Origin of the sequence: Lacticaseibacillus jixianensis, assembly GCF_003946485.1 — a bacterium.
Classification (GTDB): Bacteria; Bacillota; Bacilli; order Lactobacillales; family Lactobacillaceae; genus Lacticaseibacillus; species Lacticaseibacillus jixianensis.
In genome coordinates, this window is sequence record NZ_RHOJ01000020.1 from 1 (window position 1) to 16,745 (window position 16,745).

Below are 16,745 nucleotides of genomic sequence, written 5' to 3' on the forward strand. Positions count from 1 at the left end.
ATTATATCGGCGATGGCGGCTGTTTCATATCATGATTACGAGGGCAAAGCAGAGCGGCGCCCTCAGATAGTTTTTTGCGCGGCGCTTGTCCATTCAATCAAGATGTCCTGGTCGCTTTAGAGCACGGAAAAACGACTTCCCTTCTCCACTCTCTTGATTGGAATAATACAAGCCGGCGTTTTTAAATCAAGTTGGCCACGCTCGCCGCTGCGCCAAGAAAATTAAAGTCCCAAGGCAATACGACCGCTTATCATTGTGGTTCCTCCGCAAACAATGCAAGCTGACTAGTTAATCCATGTATTTTGCTAAGAGGTCCGAACTGATTTTCAAATCCTTGAAGTAGTATTCACGGTCATGCTGATTAACCTGACGGGCGATTTTGCATGGATCACCGTAGGCAACCACGTTATCAGGCAGATCTTTGGTGACAATACTGCCAGCGCCAATCACAGCATTATTGCCAATGGTAACGCCTGGCAGGATCGTCGCCGAAGCGCCGATCCAACAATTCTCACCAATGCGGACCGGTGCGTTGTACTGGTAACCCTGCGCCCGCAGCTCTGGAAGGATCGGATGACCCGCGGTGGCGATTGTGACGTTGGGGCCGAACATTGTGCGGCTGCCAACGTAGATGTGCGTATCGTCGACCAGTGTCAGATTAAAATTGGCGTAGATCCGATCACCAAAGTGAACGTGCCTGCCGCCAAAGTTAGCGTGGAAAGGTGGTTCGAGATAGCAGCCCTCGCCAATTTCTGCAAACATCTCATGCAGAAGCTGCTGACGTAATTTCTGCTCACTTGGTCTGGTTTGGTTAAAATCGTAGAGCCGTTCCAAACAAGTTAATTGAATTTTTGAAATTTCGGGATCATCGGGATTGTACAACGCTTGAGAGTGCATCTTTTGCTTATCGTTCATAATATTCTCCTTATTGTTGTTAAGCTGAAAAGTAGTTGAAATAATGAGCCGCATCCGCATTCCTGTTATCACTGGTGGAATTGGCAACGTATACGAGTCGGCGTTTGGGCTAGGGGTGCCCTGCCGTTGCAGTTCGAACTGCATTCGGCAGGGCCGGCCGCCGCCAATCTTAGGGTCTTGGCCAGATCAAGAATTGAAGCGCCGTTAAAACAATCTCAACACCAGAAATTGGTATGCCGCCTATATTTAACCCAGGATTAAGGTGCTTGTTGGGAAACCAATGAGAGGCAAAGATGAGCTCGCGCAAGCGCTTGACGAGTTGATGAAGTAAGGTGGCGATGCGGTTCCAGAGGTGCGTTTTCGATCTTTATCCACAGACGTTTGGTCGGCAAGGTTAGTTTTTCACTCCCCTCTCGCGACGCGCAAAGACGGTGCTGCCGATCGCGATCAGAACTAGGAGCAGCGCGATCCAGACGAGGACATTATCCGCTAAATCCCCCGGCCCGAAGCGACCGATCCAATTCCAGACCACTGGTGCAAAAAAAGCGCTAATAATCGTCGCAATTGTCAAATAACTGCTCACTTGATTGATCAATTGATCGGACAGCCCCAAGTTACTGCGATAGACAATATAGGGACCGGTGTACGAATAGATGAAATTAAAGAAGACTGCAGCCATGATAACAATTACCGGGCTTTGAAACAGGACCATCGCAAGGACGGACAGCCCTGCACCAAAGTAGCCAATGCTAAGCGTGAAGCCGGCGAACCGCTTGTGTAACCTGCCAAAAGTGAGCCCTGCGACTAAGCCCCCAATATTCATGGCCGATAGTGTCCAATTCGCAACGGCGGCGGTGCCAATATGCTGTGCTGAAAACAGAACTGGGATTTTAAGTTGGACGCCCCAGATAATGAGATAGGTGAAGAACGCCAGTATGCACAAGCCAAGTTGCAGTCGCGGCAGCTTATCTTTAGGTTGATTTTTCTGCCGCTCGCCGCTCGCAACATTAGGCAGATACCTGAAGGCTAATAAGGCAATCGGGACTAATAGCATGTAAATTGCAAACACTGCATGCCAGCTAATAGTGATGACGAGGCCTGCAATTGCCAGTAACACCGCATTTCCAAGCGCGGAGATTCCCGTTTGATAGCCTAAAAGCCGGGCCCGGAAATCACCGTTGTAGACATGAGCGATCATGCTGATCGCGTGCGGTGAGAACAGGCCGATCCCCAGCCCCAAAAGAACGCGACAAATGAACAGGAAATAGAAGTTGGTAATGAAGGCGGGCATCGCGCCAAATATCCCACTGACTAATAGCCCGGAAATCACCACCCGGCGAACTCCGAATTTGGTTGTTAAAAAGGGATTCACCATCAGCGTCAGCAGCGCGCTGAGGTTGGCCACCGTGACCGTCCACTCGATCACCGTGGTCGGAACACTGCTGAACTGTTGGTGCAATTGGGGGGTGATGCCAGTGACGATGGTCGAGACACCGCTCACCGCCGACAAGCTTAAGATGCTGGCGAGCGATGAGGCGTTGTGATGATTAGACATAAAAAGGCCTCACTTCTGATTTGAATTCAGGAAGCCACACTAGTGCGGCTGGATCAAATCCTGCGAGTACCTTAGCATGTTTGCTGACGTTTAAAGCGACACTATTGAAGGCAATTGGCGTCGTTGAGGTCGACGTCGTATGGAGACTTGCGGAAGTCAGAAGGCGTTTTATTGGTCCAGTCGTGAAAATTCCGCTGAAAGGTTTTAATGCTCCCAAATCCACAAGCACTTGCGATATAGCCAACGCTCTGGCTAGATTCAATGAGCATCTTCCGAGCATTGATCAACCTGATTTGCCTAATATACTCGTGAACCGACATGCCCAGACTGCTCTGGAATTGCTGGTTGAGGGTCTGCAATGAGACGTGTGCGTCGCTTGCAAGCTGAGAACTGTGAATATCCTCTGCGAACTTGTCGTGGATGTACGCCATCACGTTGCTAACCAACTGCGGATTATCCGTGACGGGTAGATCCTTGACTGAATGCGCAAAGTTCTTTCCAAGAAACGTCAGCAGTTGATAGAAGTGACTTAAAATCTCAAGCCTGTTGTATTCATCAACGCCAGCGCCAATGAGGCGGCGGATCGCCAAAGCATGATTATAGATCTGTAGATATTCGTTTAGCTTGCGTTTTGCGGATGCTTGTCCTTGAAGCTGAAGGTCCCAAGATTGACTGGAAGGTAACTTACCTTGCAGAAAAGTCTCGTCGATAATAAAACCAAACTCATCCCAAGCAAGCCCTTTATCACCGGAAGCACTGTGAATGTTTCGCCGGTTTACCGCCCAGCAATCACCAGGAGTATATACTGTGGTTTCGCCATTTGTCGTGAACGCCAACGGCCCGCCTGCGACCAAAAAGTTTAGCTCGATCCCAGTATGCCAGTGTGGATCAACGGCGATATCCAAGCCTGGTTGGTGTTGGAAAAACTTGAACGGGAGCGTCGGCCATTGCTGCACCTGCTCGAACTTAATGACCAACCGAAACACCCCCAGTTATGTTTGCCGTGAATTGGCTTCAATCCTGATCCATAGCGCCATTACGAATATGCTACGATTTCTTTGTTCGGATGGCAAGCATGCGAAGAATCGGACAAATTGTACCAGATTGTACAGTGAGTCTTCTATTCGGGCGACAAAGACCAGCATGATAGAACCTGACTGGGTACAGCCAATGTAGAGGAGACAGTGATGATCAAGTTAATTGCGACTGACATGGACGGGACATTCTTGCGCGGCGATATGAGCTACGACGAGGTCAAGTTCGCGGCTTTGCACGAGAAGATGAATAAGCAACACATTCAGTTTGTGGTGGCTAGCGGTAACCAATATTACCAGCTTCGATCGTTCTTTACTCAATACGCTAACATCATCTACCTGGCAGAAAACGGCGCATATATTCGGACGCCGGAGAAAGAGTTGATCGTGCACCACTTTGAAGCAGATCAAGTCACGGCGATTCTTAACCAGCTTGGCACTGTTCAAAACATTAAGATGCTGATTTGCGGGCGGAAGAGCGCGTACGCTTTGAGCACCGTCGATGCCGCCCATGTTGAGCAGATGCGGAACTATTACCATCACCTTGACGTAATTGATCGCTATGATCAGATCGACGATGACGTCTTAAAGTTTGCCATCTCGTGCCCACCTGAAATGACGGAGCGCATTGTGAACGAATTAGCAGAAAAGCTCAGGGGATTAGCGGAACCAACCAGTAGTGGTCATGGTGATATTGATCTGATTCAGCCTGGTATCAACAAGGCTGCGGGGCTAAAAGAGCTGGGTCAGTTGCTAGATACCAAGTTAGCCGAGATGGTAGTCTTTGGCGATGGCGGCAACGATTTGGAAATGATTCGTGAAGTTGGCCTGGGCGTTGCAATGGCAAACGCGCAGCCAAACGTGAAGGAAGCATCAGCCGCACAGACTGGGGATAACGAATCGCAGGGGGTGCTTAGTTTCCTTGAAACCCAGGTTCTATAATTTTCGCGATCCGGAAGCTAGGCCAGCCCCAATGTATCGAGGGGCTGAGACGCAAAGCGCCTTTCGCCCCAAACGCAGGCGCCGCGGGGTCATTTGCGGATGCATCAAGCGAGGTAACAAATTCTGCGGTTGTGGGGGCCGGGCTTTACCGCCAATACATAAAATCTCAGCATCCGTTGAGAACGATCAACTTTGCTTGAACCACTCGCTCCCTCACCGGTCAACTCCGCGCCAAAGTTTGTAAAAAAAAGAAATCCTGATATTCTTAGTATGTTGCCGGCAACGGACAAGGAGGCGCAACATGCTGATCTTCAATGAATTTCCGGTCGGGGCAGCGACTTTAAACGTCGTCGCGGCGCACCGGGCCAGGACCGAGGAGGGGCTCCGGGCCCTAGGCGTTTATCCGGGCCAAGAAATGCTGCTGATGGCGCTCCTGAAGGACAGCGCCCAGGCGAAACCACAAACAGAGTTGGCTGCGCTGCTCGGAGTCAACCACTCGACGATTGCCAAATCCGTCCGCCGCATGGCTGCGGCCAAGGTCGTCGCTACCCACGCTTCCGCGCAGGACGGCCGCGTGACCTTAGTAGCCCTGACCCCCACTGGCCTGACCCTGGCTCAGCGGGTCAAGGCCGTGTGTCAAGCGGTAGAACGTCAATCAACGGCCGTACTGTCACCCGCGGAGCAGGCCGAATACATTAGGCTTGCCGCCAAAATGACGGCGGCACTAACCAAAAAGCCACTGAGCGACGACTAGTCTCAGTGGCTTTTCTCTGTCCTGATTAAAATGTTTGGCCCATGGCCTCAGCCTGCTTTTCGGCAGCGGCCACGATGGCTTGCGCCTGGTCCGGGAAGTGATCCATCCCCTCGACCGGCAGATCAATGACCGTTTCGGAGCCCAGGTACTCCAGCGCTGCGTGTACGTACTGCGTCGCCGGATCCTGACCTGCATACTTGCCACCTGCCGCCTGAATGTGCATCACCTTTTTGCCCGGCAGCAAAGCGATGTGCCCGGTGGCAGTGTAACGGAAGGTCTGGCCAACGACCGTGATGGCGTCGATCCAGGACTTCAACTTGGTCGGAATGCCGAGATTCCACATGGGGTTGGCGATGATAATTTTGTCCGCCGCCTTGAATTGGCTTAACGCCGAACCGTAGACAGCCAGCTTAGCCTGAGTGTCAGCCCCAGGCGTCGCGTTCGGGGTGAAGGCGGCCAGCATCTCACCGTCCAGCTCCGGAAAGTTTTCTTGGTAAAGGTTGCGTTCCGTGATCGTGTCTTCAGGATGCGCTGCTTGATAACTCTTCATGAACGTTTCCAACACCCGCATGCTGCGTGAGCGGTCCGGACCGAACGGATGGGCTTTTATCACTAATACTTGACTCATGGCAATAGTCTCCTTTTTGCTTTCGTTAGCTGTTTTCTGACCGGCATTTTAGTTGCCGGCTACCTAAGTACCCTACCATCAAAAAAGGTGGCCGGCAACCCTTTTTGCCAAAGTCGGTGGTCCACGGCGCTCATGCTGGCCGCCAATACCAGGTGGTTAATCGATGAGGCCGCGGTCGATCCGCTCACCATCAAGAAACCAATACTGGTGATAATCGCCTTTCAACGCGGTGAATGGTACCGGCTGCTTGCCTTGCGTCTGGATCTGCTCAATCAGGTAATTCCGCAGGATCCAGGGATCCTCCAGCCGGGCTGGCCGCAGCTGGAGGTCCGCTTCGATCATTGGCTTAGAGGTCCCAAGCGCCGCGGCAATGGTCTGAATATCCAACCCACTGAGGGCGAGATTCTGTTTGAACTCTTCTTTGGTGGCGCGCTGTTGTGAAAGTGTGAGTGACATGGTGATCCCCCTTGATTAGTTGTAATTGCATCTGTTATACTAGCTGGCGTAGCAATGAATGTCAAATGAATACTTGTAAATATAAGCGGGCGACCCGCGCCGTGGGTCACTGCAAAATTAGGGGGACGATCATGAATTTAGGCGAAGACGACCAAATCGTCGACAAGATTTTCCAAGTCTCACAAAGCGAAAAGAACGTGATCCATCGGCAGCTCAAAACTTTTGGGCTCAATGCGATCCAGGCGCGGGCACTGAACTTCATCGCCGACCACCCTGGCACCATCCAAAAGTCCTTGTCTGAACACCTCGGCAAACCTGGCGCCACCACCACCAATATCTTGAAGGTGCTAGAAACCAGCGGGCTGATCGTTCGCCGCGTCCAGGAAACCAACGAACGGCAAAAGCAGCTCTACCTCTCACCTGCCGGTCAGGAAACGGCGGCAGCGGTGCGACAGATTTTTATCGAAATGGAGAACCGCATCCGCTCGCTACTGGCCAAAAACGAGCAGGATCTGTTATTGCGGCTGCTGGATCAGGTCCAAGCTGGCCTCGCCAACGCGCAATAGCCATTCTAACCACCAGATCAATTAAAAGGAGCCTTCCTCATGCCAAACACCATCATTATCACCGGGGCCAACTCTGGCCTTGGGTTTGAAACCACCAAGCAGATCGCCGAACGCAGGCCAGACCTGCAGCTCATCATGGCCTGCCGCAACATGAAAAAGGCCGAGGCAGCCCGGGCCGCCATCCTGAAAGTCGTCCCTGACGCCCACCTGCTGTGTCTCGAACTGGACACCGCTTCGCTGGCCAAGGTCCGGGCCTTTGCGGCGGCCTTCAAAGCGCTCAACCAGCCGCTGGCCGGACTAATTTGCAATGCCGGCATCGCGGGGCGGACGGTCGAAGAAACCGCCGATGGCTTTAACAATATCTTCGAAACGAACTACCTCGGTCATTTTCTCCTGACGCAGCTGCTGCTGCCCCTGATGCGAGAAGGTGCCCGGATCATCAATGTCAGCAGCGACCGCCATGCTGTGCCAGAAGACCTGACCTGGCCCGGGGCTCAAGTCGTGGCGCACAGCGGCAGCGATCCGGTCGTCGATGCCCGCAGCTACTCCTACTCCAAACTTTGCATGCTGCTTTTCACCTACGAACTGGCGCGGCGGTTAGCCACTCAACCAAGCCGGGTGGTCGTCAACGCCGTCAATCCAGGTCTGATGACTGAAACCGGGCTGGCGAAAGACAAATCCCGGTTCACGCCGGAAATGTTGGCGCAAAATGCCGATATCCTCAGCACTGCCAAAGACTCCGGGCGTATGGTGGCTGACCTCATGTGTGAGCCGCAATTTGGCCACGGCCCCGCCAGATACTTTGACCGCAGAAGCGATAACCCGATCCCTTCCTCGCCGCTGTCTTACGACAAGGAAGCGGCTTTGGACCTCTGGCAGTTCAGTATGACTGCTGCCGGTCTCGCCTAGCCACTAGTCACACTCATAAAAGGAGCACTGTCATGAAATTAATCACCGTTGAGGAACACTACGACACCGACCAGAACATCGAGGCCTTCAATCAGCACTCAGCTGTGGCAAACAATAACCCGTTTCAAGATCAGCTGCGGCCCGCACTAGTGGATTTTGCCACCAAGGTCACCTACATGGACCAACACGGCATTGATATGCAGGTCATCTCAGATGCCGGCAACTCGCCGCAGGTCTTGCCCGATCAGTACGCCGCCAGCGGCGCGCACGCGCAAAATGAGACGCTGGCCGAAAACATCAGCCACTATCCAGACCGGTTTGCCGGCCTGGCCACGCTGCCGGCCAATACCCCAGAACGCGCCGCCGAGGAGCTGACTTACGCGGTGACCAAGCTGGGCATGAAAGGCGGCATCATCAGCGGCAGCGTCAATGGCCAGTTTTTAGACGACCCGCGTTTTGAGCCGATCTTTGCGGCGGCCGACCAGCTGAAGACGACCTTGTACCTCCATCCCGGCGTGATCACCGATGAGCAAAAAGCCGTACTCTACGACAGCAAGGCCTACAGTCAAATGGGGGCGACGATGATGGCGGGCGCAATGTGGGGCTGGCACATGGAGCAAGGCATTCAGATCATGCGCCTCATCACGGCTGGCATCTTGGAGAAGTATCCTCACGTCAAGATCGCCTCAGGTCACTGGGGAGAATTCGTGCCGATGTTCCTGGAACGGATCGACGGGTTTTCGCGCCTCGTGTCTACACTTCCGCTGAAGTTCTCAGATTACTACAAGCGCCAGGTCTACATTTCCCCGTCCGGGATGTTCACGGCCCCGCAGATGCAACTGGCCCTCACCGAAATGGGCGCCGATCACATCATGTGGTCGGAAGATTACCCCTACGTTCAGGCAAAAGATCAAGTCCGCCAATTCCTCGCACAGGCTGACCTCACCGCCGCTCAGCGTGAAGCCATCGCTCACGGCACCGCAGAAACGGTTTTCGGCCTTTAATTTCAACCGGCGAGTATCTGAACTTTCTTCAGAAACGCTTCAGTATCCCTGGCTAGTAGATGTGTGACCTGCAGGTTATCCTAGAGGCGAGTACCGAGTAAACCCACTGTTCAAGCGCCGATTGTAGACGCGGCTGACAGCCATTTTCCGCGGGAGGGATCGGATTGAAAACAACCCTGTTACTGGTCGAAGACGAAGCCGCCCTAGCCGATTCGCTGACGACTGAATTTGAGCTGGAGGACTACGATGTGATTTGGGCGCGAGACGGTAGCGTGGGTTTTGCCTTTGCCGCCAATAAACTCGTCGTCTTCGGCTCCGCTGACACCTCCCCGCGCACGGTGCTTAGGGAGGGGATCAGTTTCTTCAGCCTCCGCGGCGCCTCATTGTTGGCCGACACGGCGATTCTCTTCGTCGGTCTCACCCTGTTGCACGGCGCCCCGCTCCTCGTTAAAATCATTGACCAGGTCGTCGTAATTGCGCTGAACTTTGGCTTCAGTAAACAAATTTTCGCGTAACGTATATAAAGAGAAGACCGTCCCGGTGCCGCTAACGACACTGGAACGGTCTTTTCTGCCCTAGTCGACCAAGTCAGGCCCCTCACGCGGCAGCCGCGTTCCCCTGCCTACAGGCGCTTTTGGCTAAACACGGCGATGGCCGCCAGGAGAAAAAGCACGGTCAGCCCGCCGGTGACGCCACTGGCCAGGGCCAGGTCACCTAATGGCATGGTTCCGCGCACGACTGCAAGGTTATCGGCCACGAGTCTGAGCGGCAGCCCGGCCTTCAGCGGCTTAACCAGACTGAGCAGCGCCATCACCACATAGCCCGCCACGACCGTGAAAAAGCCGCCCATCCCGCTGCTCGTGAGCGTCGACCCAAACAGCGTCACCGCGACCAGCAGCAAGCCGAACAGCAGCAGCGGCAGCAGGCCCAGCACGGGATGCTTGGCCAGACTGTCCGGAAAGTAGTACCGCGTGTAGCCCCACGTCACGCCAAAGGCGAGAAGAACCGAGCCACCCCAAAGGATCAACCCCATCAGGTACTTGGCCACCAGCACCGCACTGCGCGCCAGCCCCCGCGCCGCGAAGGGCACCAGCGTGCGCCGACTGACTTCACGGCTAACCGTGTCGCTGAACATGGCCGCTATGAGGAAAATCCCGATTTGGGTGATATTTTTGTAGAACTGCTGCCACGAGTCAAGACTCGTCGGCGTAGGCAAGTTGACCGTCACGTTCAGCGTCGATTTCAGCAGCGTGGGGGTGAGCTTCGCGATCAAGGGACTTTCCAGGCCGACGAGCAGGAAAACGAAGCCAAGCACGAGAAACCGGTAGCGGCGCCAAGCAACGAGGCATTCCTTATTGAGGAAGAACCACACGTTGGCCATTTCACCACCTCCATAAAGATGTCATCAAGCGTGGTGCTCTGCTGGGCCAGGGCGACGGGAATGAGGTCGGCCGCGGCAAGCGCTTGCATCACCATTTTCATCGCGGCAGCGGCCTCGCCGGCGTACGGGACGTCAACGCGCGCACCAGCGGCGGTGGCCGGGCCGCCGAGTGCCGTAGCGGCCTGCCCCGCCGCCAAGGCGTCCGCCATCTGCACCGCGATCCGGGGCCGGGCGTAGCGCTGCCGCAGTTCGGCCAGAGTGCCTTCAGCCTGAAGCTGGCCGCCGTTCAGGATCCCCACGTGGTCCGCCACCCGCTCCACATCGCTCAGAATATGTGTAGAAAAGATGATCGTCATGTCGTGGCGCAGGCTGGCCAGGAGCGCCAGAAAATCATTGCGGCCGCTGGGATCAAGCGCGGAAGTCGGCTCGTCGCAGATGAGCAGCTGCGGCTCAGTCAACAGCGCCTGCGCGATGCCCAGCCGCTGCTTCATCCCGCGCGAAAAGCCGCGGATCCGGCGCCGGTCACTCGGCAGCCCGACCAGCTTGAGCACCGTCTGACAGCGGTCAGCAAGCGCCGCCCCGCGCATCCCGGCCAGCTGGCCGGCAAGCGTCAGGTACTCCCGTGGCGTCATGTCGTCGTAAAACGTGGGCACATCCGGCAGATAGCCGATGGTTGGGAAACTCTCGGGGTGTGGGTCTCCGGCCGGCGCGTCGTTGAACATGATCGTGCCGGCGTCCATCCGCTCCAGCCCCAGAATCAGCCGCATGGTCGTCGTCTTGCCGGCCCCATTTTTGCCGACGAAGCCGTAAATGCTGCCTTCCGGGACCGCCATCGTCAGGTGGTCCAGCACCTGCTTTGCCCCAAACCGCTTGCTGATGTCGTGCAGCTCAACGAGGTTTCTCATTGTTCTTCACGGCCAATCAGAAAATAGGCGATGGCGCCAAACGGTTGGACCAGCACCGCCAGCAGCACCCAGACTAGGCGATTGGCGAAGTGGTAATGCTGGTGGCGGAAAATGCTGACCAGCGCGGTGAGCGTCAAAATCACCTCAGCAATGATCAGCGGGATCAGCAGTGGCAGATACGGGTGTAGATGTTCAGTTGACATGACAAAGCCCCCTTCGGCTTCACTGGGCGGTGCGGGCAGAACGGCGACTCGCTGCGCAGCCTCTGACTTAGTTCACTTCTGCTTGGCGCGCCCGGTCCACCGGTAGCTCACCGGCAACATCACGAGGATCGCCGCGATCACCAGCCCCAGCGCAATGGCCGAGGCCACCGGCGGCAGCAGCAGCGTCACGAGCATGAGCACCCCGCCGGCTACCATGACGTATCCCAGCACGCGGGTCGCCTTCAGGACCCCCGCTGGGTTCTTGATCGTCCACGGCACGTGGTAACCGAACCCGGTCCACCCCTTGTGTGCTGAACTGGCGGGTGCCGTTGGCAAATAATTCCCAAGCAGAATGAACATGGCGCTGACCACCGCGATCGCCCACAGCCTAATGTTGACCGGTTGGCCCTGAGCGTAGCGGATCGTCACGGCGTAGATGACCACGGTGATGACGGGGAAAAACCACACCAGCACGCGCGCCATGCGCGGCGCCCCTTTGCCGTGCGCGTCAGCCCAGTAGGTCGCGCCCATCGTCAGCCAGTGCGCCGCCAGCATGATGCCTGGCAGCCCAAACACCGCCATCGCTTTGGGCATCCACCCGTTTGGCTGGTTGTCGATGCCCCAGTGCGTCACCATGGTGGCCGGCAGCGATGCGTACTGGCTTGCCCCATAAAGCATCGTGGCCAAGATGACGGCGCTGGTGATTGCCATGAGGACCCATTTATTTTTTGTCATCAGAATCGCCTCCAATTCCCAAACTGTATATCCAGTTGAGCACCTCTTCGAACACGCTGGCGTTCAGGTCGTAGTAGATAAAATTCTTCTCACGCCGCTCGGAGATCAAGCCCGCCTGCTTGAGCAGCTTCAGGTGATACGACACCGTCGCGGGAGTCAGGGCGAACTGCGCCGCGATCTCCCCCGCCGGCTTCGACTCACTTTTCAGCAGGTTAAGGATCTGCCGCCGCACCGGATCGGAAATGGCCTTTAACGTGTCACTCATTGCCATGATCGCGGCCTCCATTCAATGTTGATCAGTTTCTACTTAGAAGAATTTCTAATTAGAATATAGTCGGTCCGGATGCGGCCGTCAACCACTATTTAGATTTTTTTCGAATTAGCGTCTCGCTGATGGCGCTGACGTCAAAAATAGCCCGGCAGTGACCTGCTGGGCTTAATCCGGGTGCCGCACGAACCAACTGCGCCGTCACTCTCTGGAATTGATTGCCTGCGCCTTATCATGGTAGAAGGTCTCGATCTGGTCTGGGTACTCCGGTTCGGTCAACACCGCGACCGTTTTACCGGCCACCTGCTTTTGCTCAATGCAGTAAAACTTGCCGGAATCTGAAGGATACCAAGTGTTCCAGACCCGCAGCCCCGCCTTGCCGTTGAACGGCGCCAGCGAGGCGGCCCACCAGTGATCGGCCCGATAACGGTCCCCTGCCGTATACTGCGGACTTAGCGAGCCGCCATTCGCCTGTTCTCGCGCGTGTTGATCCTCGGCGGTGCGAACGGCCTCGTCATAAAGCGAATAGACCCGCCCGTCGTCAGCCGTGCCATCAACTTGAGCAATGGTGTGCTGACCAAAGGTGATCGTCGTCAGCGTGTCGCTATAGGCTTCGTACCCGTACCACGTGCCGCGCATGTTCGCAGGCACCGTGATCGCCTTAAAGCCCTTGGCGTAAGCCGCCGGCGAAGGGTCACCGGCGGGCTTGCCAAGCGTCGCTGTCTGGCTGGCATCGGCCTGCCACTTGAACAGTTGATGCCTAAAGGTGCGCTCATCGGTTTTGACGTCCTTCACGTGGAAAAGCTGACCCACTTCGGTTTCCGCGGACGTTTTCGCGACAAAATTGCCTTCAACGCTGGCATGCTCACGCGCCCCAAGCTTGGCGGCCGCGGTCGGCGAGACCTTGCTGCCGCTGCAGTGAAAGCTGGCATCGGCCTTGATTTCCACCCCGGCTGACGCATTGATGGCGACCAGTGGCTCGCCCAGGATCACCGGCTCGAGCTTGGTCTTGACCGCGGGGGTGAGCGTCCCGTTCACGTCCACGTTGCCCTTAAACGAGCAGGACAGATCCGGCTTCACGCTGGCCGGCTTTTTGCCCTTCTGGTTTGTGACTTCCGCCGTCAGCGCCGCGGCTGCGTTGAGGTCGACCGTCAGCGTTGCTTCTCCGGAGGCGTCCAGGGCGATGATAAACGGGATGTGGACGGTCACCATCGGGACATTGGTGGGAATAATGATCATCCCCACCTGTTTCCCGTCGGCCAGCTTCTTCAGTAGCGCCGAGCTGTCCGGATCCACCGTGACCTGAGCGTTAAAATGATTGTCATATTTCAGGCCTGAGTCGACCTTGGCGTCGTAATTGCCCTTCAAAAAGTCCGCGTCGACGGTCAGGCCGAGCGTGCCCTCCAGGTGCGCCTCGTCCACCACCTCTGCTTCCCCAGGCAGCTGATGTTTCTTGCCAGCCTTCTTAGAACCACTCGCTTCGGCGGGCTCCTCTGCGGGCGCTGTTTTCTCCTCTTCTTGCTTGCGCGGAAACGTCACCTTAAAGTCTTTCGCCGTGGTGGCGCGGTTTTCCACTTGCAGGCCGAAAAAGCCGGCCTGCTGCATGCTCATCCCTGGGGCCCTGCGCCCACTGACGGCGACATCCGCTACGGGGACAAACACCGCCTTGGCCACGTCCGCCTGGCCGCCAGCAGGCGTGGTGCGAATCTGGTGCACCACGCTTTGCGGGGCAGCGCTTTTAATCGTGAGCACTAGCTCGCTAGGCCGGACGTCGACGCCGGTCACCTTCGCCGCCGCACCGCCGTAATTAAACCCGAATGGCGGCACGTACAGCACGTCCCCAACGCGGTAATCACTGGCGGAACCAGCAATGATGAGCCGGGCCCGCGCCGGTTCGATCGTGTAGCGTTCATTGGCAAAACCCACCTGGCGTACATTGCTGCGGAGCACGGCCTCACCCGCTGATTTCGTCACCGTTGCTCCTGCTTGAAGCCGGCCGGCGTCAGCCTTCACGGTGAAATGGTCTGGGCCACCCGGGCTGACTTCACCAGCAACGCCCTGCCCTTTTACCTGGTACTTGTGCGTACTGATCAACCGCGTCTGGGCCACATGGGCAACCGCGGCAACAGTTTGCGTCTCGTGCGTGGTCAGATCTGTGTACGTCAGTTGATTGGCGGCGCCATCAAAGCGCAGCACGAACGGTAGCAGTTGAGCATTCGCCACCCGCTCGTAATCAATCGTTGTCTTAATTTGATACGTCTTCCCGTTCAGCACAAACGGGGTCTTGTTGCTGGCCCGATCAGCGGCTTGGCTGACCTGAAGCGAAGCGCTCGCTAGGCCGCCGCCGACTACCCCAATCACTAAGAGCAGCGCGGCGGCTTTGCGCCTGCGATACACCAGCAGGCCGCCGATGGCCCCGCCGCTGACCACGAGCCCGACCGTGAGCCACAGCCAAGGCGTCTGTTTCGCGTACGCAATTGTCGCGCCCTTTTCACTGACGGCCACCCTGTTTTGCTTGGGGTCGAGGGTGAAGTGGAGGCGGTGTTGGTCGGCGGTGCCAAACGCCTTGACGTGCCACGTGAGCACCACCTGCCGCTGATCGATGGCCTTGGGCAAGGCCGCCTTAACGGTCACGTTGCGATAAAGGTTGTTCGTCGTGTTTCTGAGAATCAGATCATAGCCATTCTTCTGATTTCCCCTCTCGATCACGGTCTGTAGTGGCGCCTGCCCGTCGGCGGAAACAATGGTGGCCGGAAGCCCGATCGTTAGAAGTGCCGCCAGACTCAAGGCAAGGAATAAAAGCCATTTAGTTGTGCGCCGGAATCTCTTTTCTAGAAAATGATTACCCATATTTTCCCCTACTTCCACATTTTATGGGTCAATCATATCACTAAGCTCACTGTTGAGCAGGCATGAATTAGTGGTCGCTGTTGGCCAGTTAACCACCCAAGCACCGCACTGCTTTCAAAGCGCGTCAAGCTTGCCGGTTGGGCTTATTCAAACCGCGCGAACGCATCCCCGAACTGCTTCATGAACTTTGCCATCAGCTTAGGGTCCTGCTTGGTGAGAACATTGCCAGTGCTGGCATCCCCGGCCAGCGTCGCTTTCATCCCCTCCGTCAGCGGCCAATAAGTCTGGATCACGTCCGGCAGCGCGGGATCTGCGCTGTGCTGGCGGGCGTAATCATCCAGGAAGCGCCGCATTTTGGCCGTGGCTTGGTGAAAAGCGGCGTCCTGCGCATCGCTTGCGCCCAGCGACGCGTGAAACGCCTGAATGTTCTTGGCGCGCGCGACGGCCTCGGCCCCTTCTAGCGTGATTTGCCAAAGCAGCCAGGCGAAGCCCTCGAAGACCTCCCCTTCGATCCGGACGTCCATCCCCAACAGCTCCGGATAGCTCAACAGGTCGATTCCCCCGTACTCCTGCGTCCCGTAGTCGTCATAGAAAACTGCCTGCCAGGCCAGCCCCGGATCCTCGCTGTAGCCAACCGCGGCATGGTGCACCACAATGTGCTGGTCGCTGCGCTTCACGGCCAGCGGAGCAAAACTGACCAGCTCATCTAAGACCGTGTCGACGAGCGCGGCCGCGGCCGCTTCATCGACACTTTCCAGCCCCTGCACCAGCGTGCTAACGATCTGCGCGCGGTGATCTCGCTGCTGCGCCGCCTGGGCTAGCTCACCCAGCAGGTAGGTCTCCGGGGCCATGGCCAGGACGATCAGCTGGTCTTCTGCCCGCGCAAAAAATTGGGCCACGTTGACGGCCCGCGGCGCCGACAGGGCGGACCACGTGATCAGATACTCGGCGGCCGCCCCCTCCTGTTTCAGCGTGATTGCCGCGACGTTCGCATCATCCCGCAGCCGCGCCACCCCGCGCGTCCGCGGCTGGCGGTGGCCGGTCAGGAGCCTTTGGGCAATACTGGTGGTTTCCCCGTCCGCCGCCCGCAGCCAAAACCCGTCCGCCACGAATTGGCGGCCGCCTTGGCGCGGCCGCTTCTTGTAGAACATCAACGACGCGATCGCCCCGGGCGGCAGCGTGATGGTTTCGCCGCTCTCAAACCTGATTTCAACCGCGGTTACCGGCGTTAGATCGACTAGGAATTTGCCCTTTGCCATGCGCCGCCGGTATTCCAGCGCGGCGCCAACCGTGATCTCAGCATTTTGTGCCATTACGGTCACTCCTTCCATTCATCAGTGCGCGGATTGCTGACTAGATTGTACGTCAGACCAAGGTGGCAGGCGAGTGAGAGGCCTTTGGCGGCAATTTAAGGGTCGAAACCAGCCCCAAAACAGCCGCTTTTGACCCAAAATGGCCACTTTTGGGTTTGTGACAGCCACCACAATGTGAGCGAAAAACGGGCTATTTCAGGCCCGTTTTGGGGGCATGGAAAAAGTGCCGATTGCGCCAAAATCGCGCCGTTTTTGCTCAGAAAATGGCGAAAATGGGGGAGCAGTTTGCTACGCTGCCCACTTCACCTGCTGCGCAGGCAAAGTGGA

General features: G+C 56.6%; 18 protein-coding genes. 6 read left to right on the forward strand and 12 right to left on the reverse strand.

Features of this window, described 5'->3' with window-relative positions:
* Positions 1–288: 288 nt before the first annotated feature.
* The 3 genes from EKM85_RS08380 to EKM85_RS08390 form a co-directional block, all read right to left on the reverse strand.
* Positions 289–915, reverse strand: a complete 627-nt coding sequence (locus tag EKM85_RS08380) for a sugar O-acetyltransferase (RefSeq protein WP_125585876.1) — start codon at positions 913–915, stop codon at positions 289–291.
* A gap of 394 nt (positions 916–1,309) precedes the next feature.
* Positions 1,310–2,470, reverse strand: coding sequence for an MFS transporter (locus EKM85_RS08385; protein WP_125585878.1), 1,161 nt, complete (start codon positions 2,468–2,470; stop codon positions 1,310–1,312).
* A 101-nt stretch (positions 2,471–2,571) separates the two neighbouring features.
* Entirely contained in the window at positions 2,572–3,447 is an 876-nt protein-coding gene (locus EKM85_RS08390) for an AraC family transcriptional regulator (RefSeq protein ID WP_125585880.1), read from the reverse strand.
* Positions 3,448–3,657: 210 nt separating this feature from the next.
* On the opposite strand from EKM85_RS08390, the gene EKM85_RS08395 reads away from it, so the two are divergent.
* Together EKM85_RS08395 and EKM85_RS08400 are read left to right on the forward strand one after the other, a co-directional pair.
* A complete protein-coding gene (locus tag EKM85_RS08395) occupies positions 3,658–4,446 on the forward strand; it encodes a Cof-type HAD-IIB family hydrolase (protein ID WP_125585882.1) in 789 nt (262 codons plus the stop codon).
* 301 nt (positions 4,447–4,747) lie between these two features.
* Positions 4,748–5,200 carry a MarR family winged helix-turn-helix transcriptional regulator gene (locus tag EKM85_RS08400; protein ID WP_125585884.1) on the forward strand — a complete coding sequence of 151 codons (453 nt, stop codon included), beginning with the start codon at positions 4,748–4,750 and terminating at the stop codon, positions 5,198–5,200.
* Between the two features lie 25 nt (positions 5,201–5,225).
* Here the strand turns inward: EKM85_RS08400 and EKM85_RS08405 are convergent, their stop codons facing one another.
* Both EKM85_RS08405 and EKM85_RS08410 read right to left on the reverse strand, forming a co-directional pair.
* Positions 5,226–5,828 carry an FMN-dependent NADH-azoreductase gene (locus EKM85_RS08405; RefSeq protein WP_125585886.1) on the reverse strand — a complete coding sequence of 201 codons (603 nt, stop codon included), beginning with the start codon at positions 5,826–5,828 and terminating at the stop codon, positions 5,226–5,228.
* Between the two features lie 156 nt (positions 5,829–5,984).
* Entirely contained in the window at positions 5,985–6,284 is a 300-nt protein-coding gene (locus EKM85_RS08410; RefSeq protein ID WP_125585888.1) for a DUF2316 family protein, read from the reverse strand.
* 131 nt (positions 6,285–6,415) lie between these two features.
* On the opposite strand from EKM85_RS08410, the gene EKM85_RS08415 reads away from it, so the two are divergent.
* The 4 genes from EKM85_RS08415 to EKM85_RS08430 all read left to right on the forward strand — a co-directional run bounded on the left by EKM85_RS08415 (position 6,416) and on the right by EKM85_RS08430 (position 9,278).
* Positions 6,416–6,850: a MarR family winged helix-turn-helix transcriptional regulator gene (locus EKM85_RS08415; RefSeq protein ID WP_164510723.1), complete on the forward strand. Its 435-nt coding sequence runs from the start codon at positions 6,416–6,418 to the stop codon at positions 6,848–6,850.
* Between the two features lie 39 nt (positions 6,851–6,889).
* Complete coding sequence (locus EKM85_RS08420; RefSeq protein ID WP_125585892.1) at positions 6,890–7,759, forward strand: SDR family NAD(P)-dependent oxidoreductase; 870 nt, start codon at positions 6,890–6,892, stop codon at positions 7,757–7,759.
* Positions 7,760–7,791: 32 nt separating this feature from the next.
* A complete protein-coding gene (locus EKM85_RS08425) occupies positions 7,792–8,763 on the forward strand; it encodes an amidohydrolase family protein (protein WP_125585894.1) in 972 nt (323 codons plus the stop codon).
* 164 nt (positions 8,764–8,927) lie between these two features.
* Complete coding sequence (locus tag EKM85_RS08430; RefSeq protein ID WP_125585896.1) at positions 8,928–9,278, forward strand: GtrA family protein; 351 nt, start codon at positions 8,928–8,930, stop codon at positions 9,276–9,278.
* Between the two features lie 107 nt (positions 9,279–9,385).
* Here the strand turns inward: EKM85_RS08430 and EKM85_RS08435 are convergent, their stop codons facing one another.
* The 7 genes from EKM85_RS08435 to EKM85_RS08465 form a co-directional block, all read right to left on the reverse strand.
* Positions 9,386–10,144 (reverse strand): ABC transporter permease, encoded by a 759-nt coding sequence (locus EKM85_RS08435; RefSeq protein ID WP_125585898.1) that lies wholly within the window; start codon positions 10,142–10,144, stop codon positions 9,386–9,388.
* Positions 10,033–11,049 (reverse strand): ABC transporter ATP-binding protein, encoded by a 1,017-nt coding sequence (locus EKM85_RS08440; RefSeq protein WP_125585900.1) that lies wholly within the window; start codon positions 11,047–11,049, stop codon positions 10,033–10,035. The genes EKM85_RS08435 and EKM85_RS08440 overlap by 112 nt, the downstream gene beginning before the upstream one ends.
* The gene (locus EKM85_RS08445) at positions 11,046–11,252 is read right to left on the reverse strand and encodes a PLDc N-terminal domain-containing protein (RefSeq protein WP_125585902.1); all 207 of its coding nucleotides are present in this window, start codon (positions 11,250–11,252) and stop codon (positions 11,046–11,048) included. The genes EKM85_RS08440 and EKM85_RS08445 overlap by 4 nt, the downstream gene beginning before the upstream one ends.
* Before the next feature lie 72 nt (positions 11,253–11,324).
* Positions 11,325–11,987 (reverse strand): DUF1648 domain-containing protein, encoded by a 663-nt coding sequence (locus EKM85_RS08450; protein ID WP_125585904.1) that lies wholly within the window; start codon positions 11,985–11,987, stop codon positions 11,325–11,327.
* Positions 11,974–12,258: an autorepressor SdpR family transcription factor gene (locus tag EKM85_RS08455; protein WP_125585906.1), complete on the reverse strand. Its 285-nt coding sequence runs from the start codon at positions 12,256–12,258 to the stop codon at positions 11,974–11,976. Before EKM85_RS08455 ends, EKM85_RS08450 begins: the two co-directional genes overlap by 14 nt.
* Positions 12,259–12,456: 198 nt before the next feature.
* Positions 12,457–15,105 carry a hypothetical protein gene (locus EKM85_RS08460; protein ID WP_125585908.1) on the reverse strand — a complete coding sequence of 883 codons (2,649 nt, stop codon included), beginning with the start codon at positions 15,103–15,105 and terminating at the stop codon, positions 12,457–12,459.
* Positions 15,106–15,248: 143 nt separating this feature from the next.
* The gene (locus EKM85_RS08465) at positions 15,249–16,418 is read right to left on the reverse strand and encodes a hypothetical protein (protein ID WP_125585910.1); all 1,170 of its coding nucleotides are present in this window, start codon (positions 16,416–16,418) and stop codon (positions 15,249–15,251) included.
* Positions 16,419–16,745 lie beyond the last annotated feature (327 nt).

Bases quoted from the DNA above. Each gene is read 5' to 3' on its own strand.
- EKM85_RS08425 (WP_125585894.1), top strand. From the start codon at position 7,792: ATGAAATTAATCACCGTTGAGGAACACTACGACACCGACCAGAACATC.
- EKM85_RS08410 (WP_125585888.1), bottom strand. From the start codon at position 6,284: ATGTCACTCACACTTTCACAACAGCGCGCCACCAAAGAAGAGTTCAAA.
- EKM85_RS08385 (WP_125585878.1), bottom strand. From the start codon at position 2,470: ATGTCTAATCATCACAACGCCTCATCGCTCGCCAGCATCTTAAGCTTG.
- EKM85_RS08460 (WP_125585908.1), bottom strand. From the start codon at position 15,105: ATGGGTAATCATTTTCTAGAAAAGAGATTCCGGCGCACAACTAAATGG.
- EKM85_RS08455 (WP_125585906.1), bottom strand. From the start codon at position 12,258: ATGGCAATGAGTGACACGTTAAAGGCCATTTCCGATCCGGTGCGGCGG.
- EKM85_RS08420 (WP_125585892.1), top strand. From the start codon at position 6,890: ATGCCAAACACCATCATTATCACCGGGGCCAACTCTGGCCTTGGGTTT.
- EKM85_RS08450 (WP_125585904.1), bottom strand. From the start codon at position 11,987: ATGACAAAAAATAAATGGGTCCTCATGGCAATCACCAGCGCCGTCATC.
- EKM85_RS08435 (WP_125585898.1), bottom strand. From the start codon at position 10,144: ATGGCCAACGTGTGGTTCTTCCTCAATAAGGAATGCCTCGTTGCTTGG.
- EKM85_RS08400 (WP_125585884.1), top strand. From the start codon at position 4,748: ATGCTGATCTTCAATGAATTTCCGGTCGGGGCAGCGACTTTAAACGTC.
- EKM85_RS08395 (WP_125585882.1), top strand. From the start codon at position 3,658: ATGATCAAGTTAATTGCGACTGACATGGACGGGACATTCTTGCGCGGC.
- EKM85_RS08405 (WP_125585886.1), bottom strand. From the start codon at position 5,828: ATGAGTCAAGTATTAGTGATAAAAGCCCATCCGTTCGGTCCGGACCGC.
- EKM85_RS08465 (WP_125585910.1), bottom strand. From the start codon at position 16,418: ATGGCACAAAATGCTGAGATCACGGTTGGCGCCGCGCTGGAATACCGG.
- EKM85_RS08440 (WP_125585900.1), bottom strand. From the start codon at position 11,049: ATGAGAAACCTCGTTGAGCTGCACGACATCAGCAAGCGGTTTGGGGCA.
- EKM85_RS08380 (WP_125585876.1), bottom strand. From the start codon at position 915: ATGAACGATAAGCAAAAGATGCACTCTCAAGCGTTGTACAATCCCGAT.
- EKM85_RS08445 (WP_125585902.1), bottom strand. From the start codon at position 11,252: ATGTCAACTGAACATCTACACCCGTATCTGCCACTGCTGATCCCGCTG.
- EKM85_RS08415 (WP_164510723.1), top strand. From the start codon at position 6,416: ATGAATTTAGGCGAAGACGACCAAATCGTCGACAAGATTTTCCAAGTC.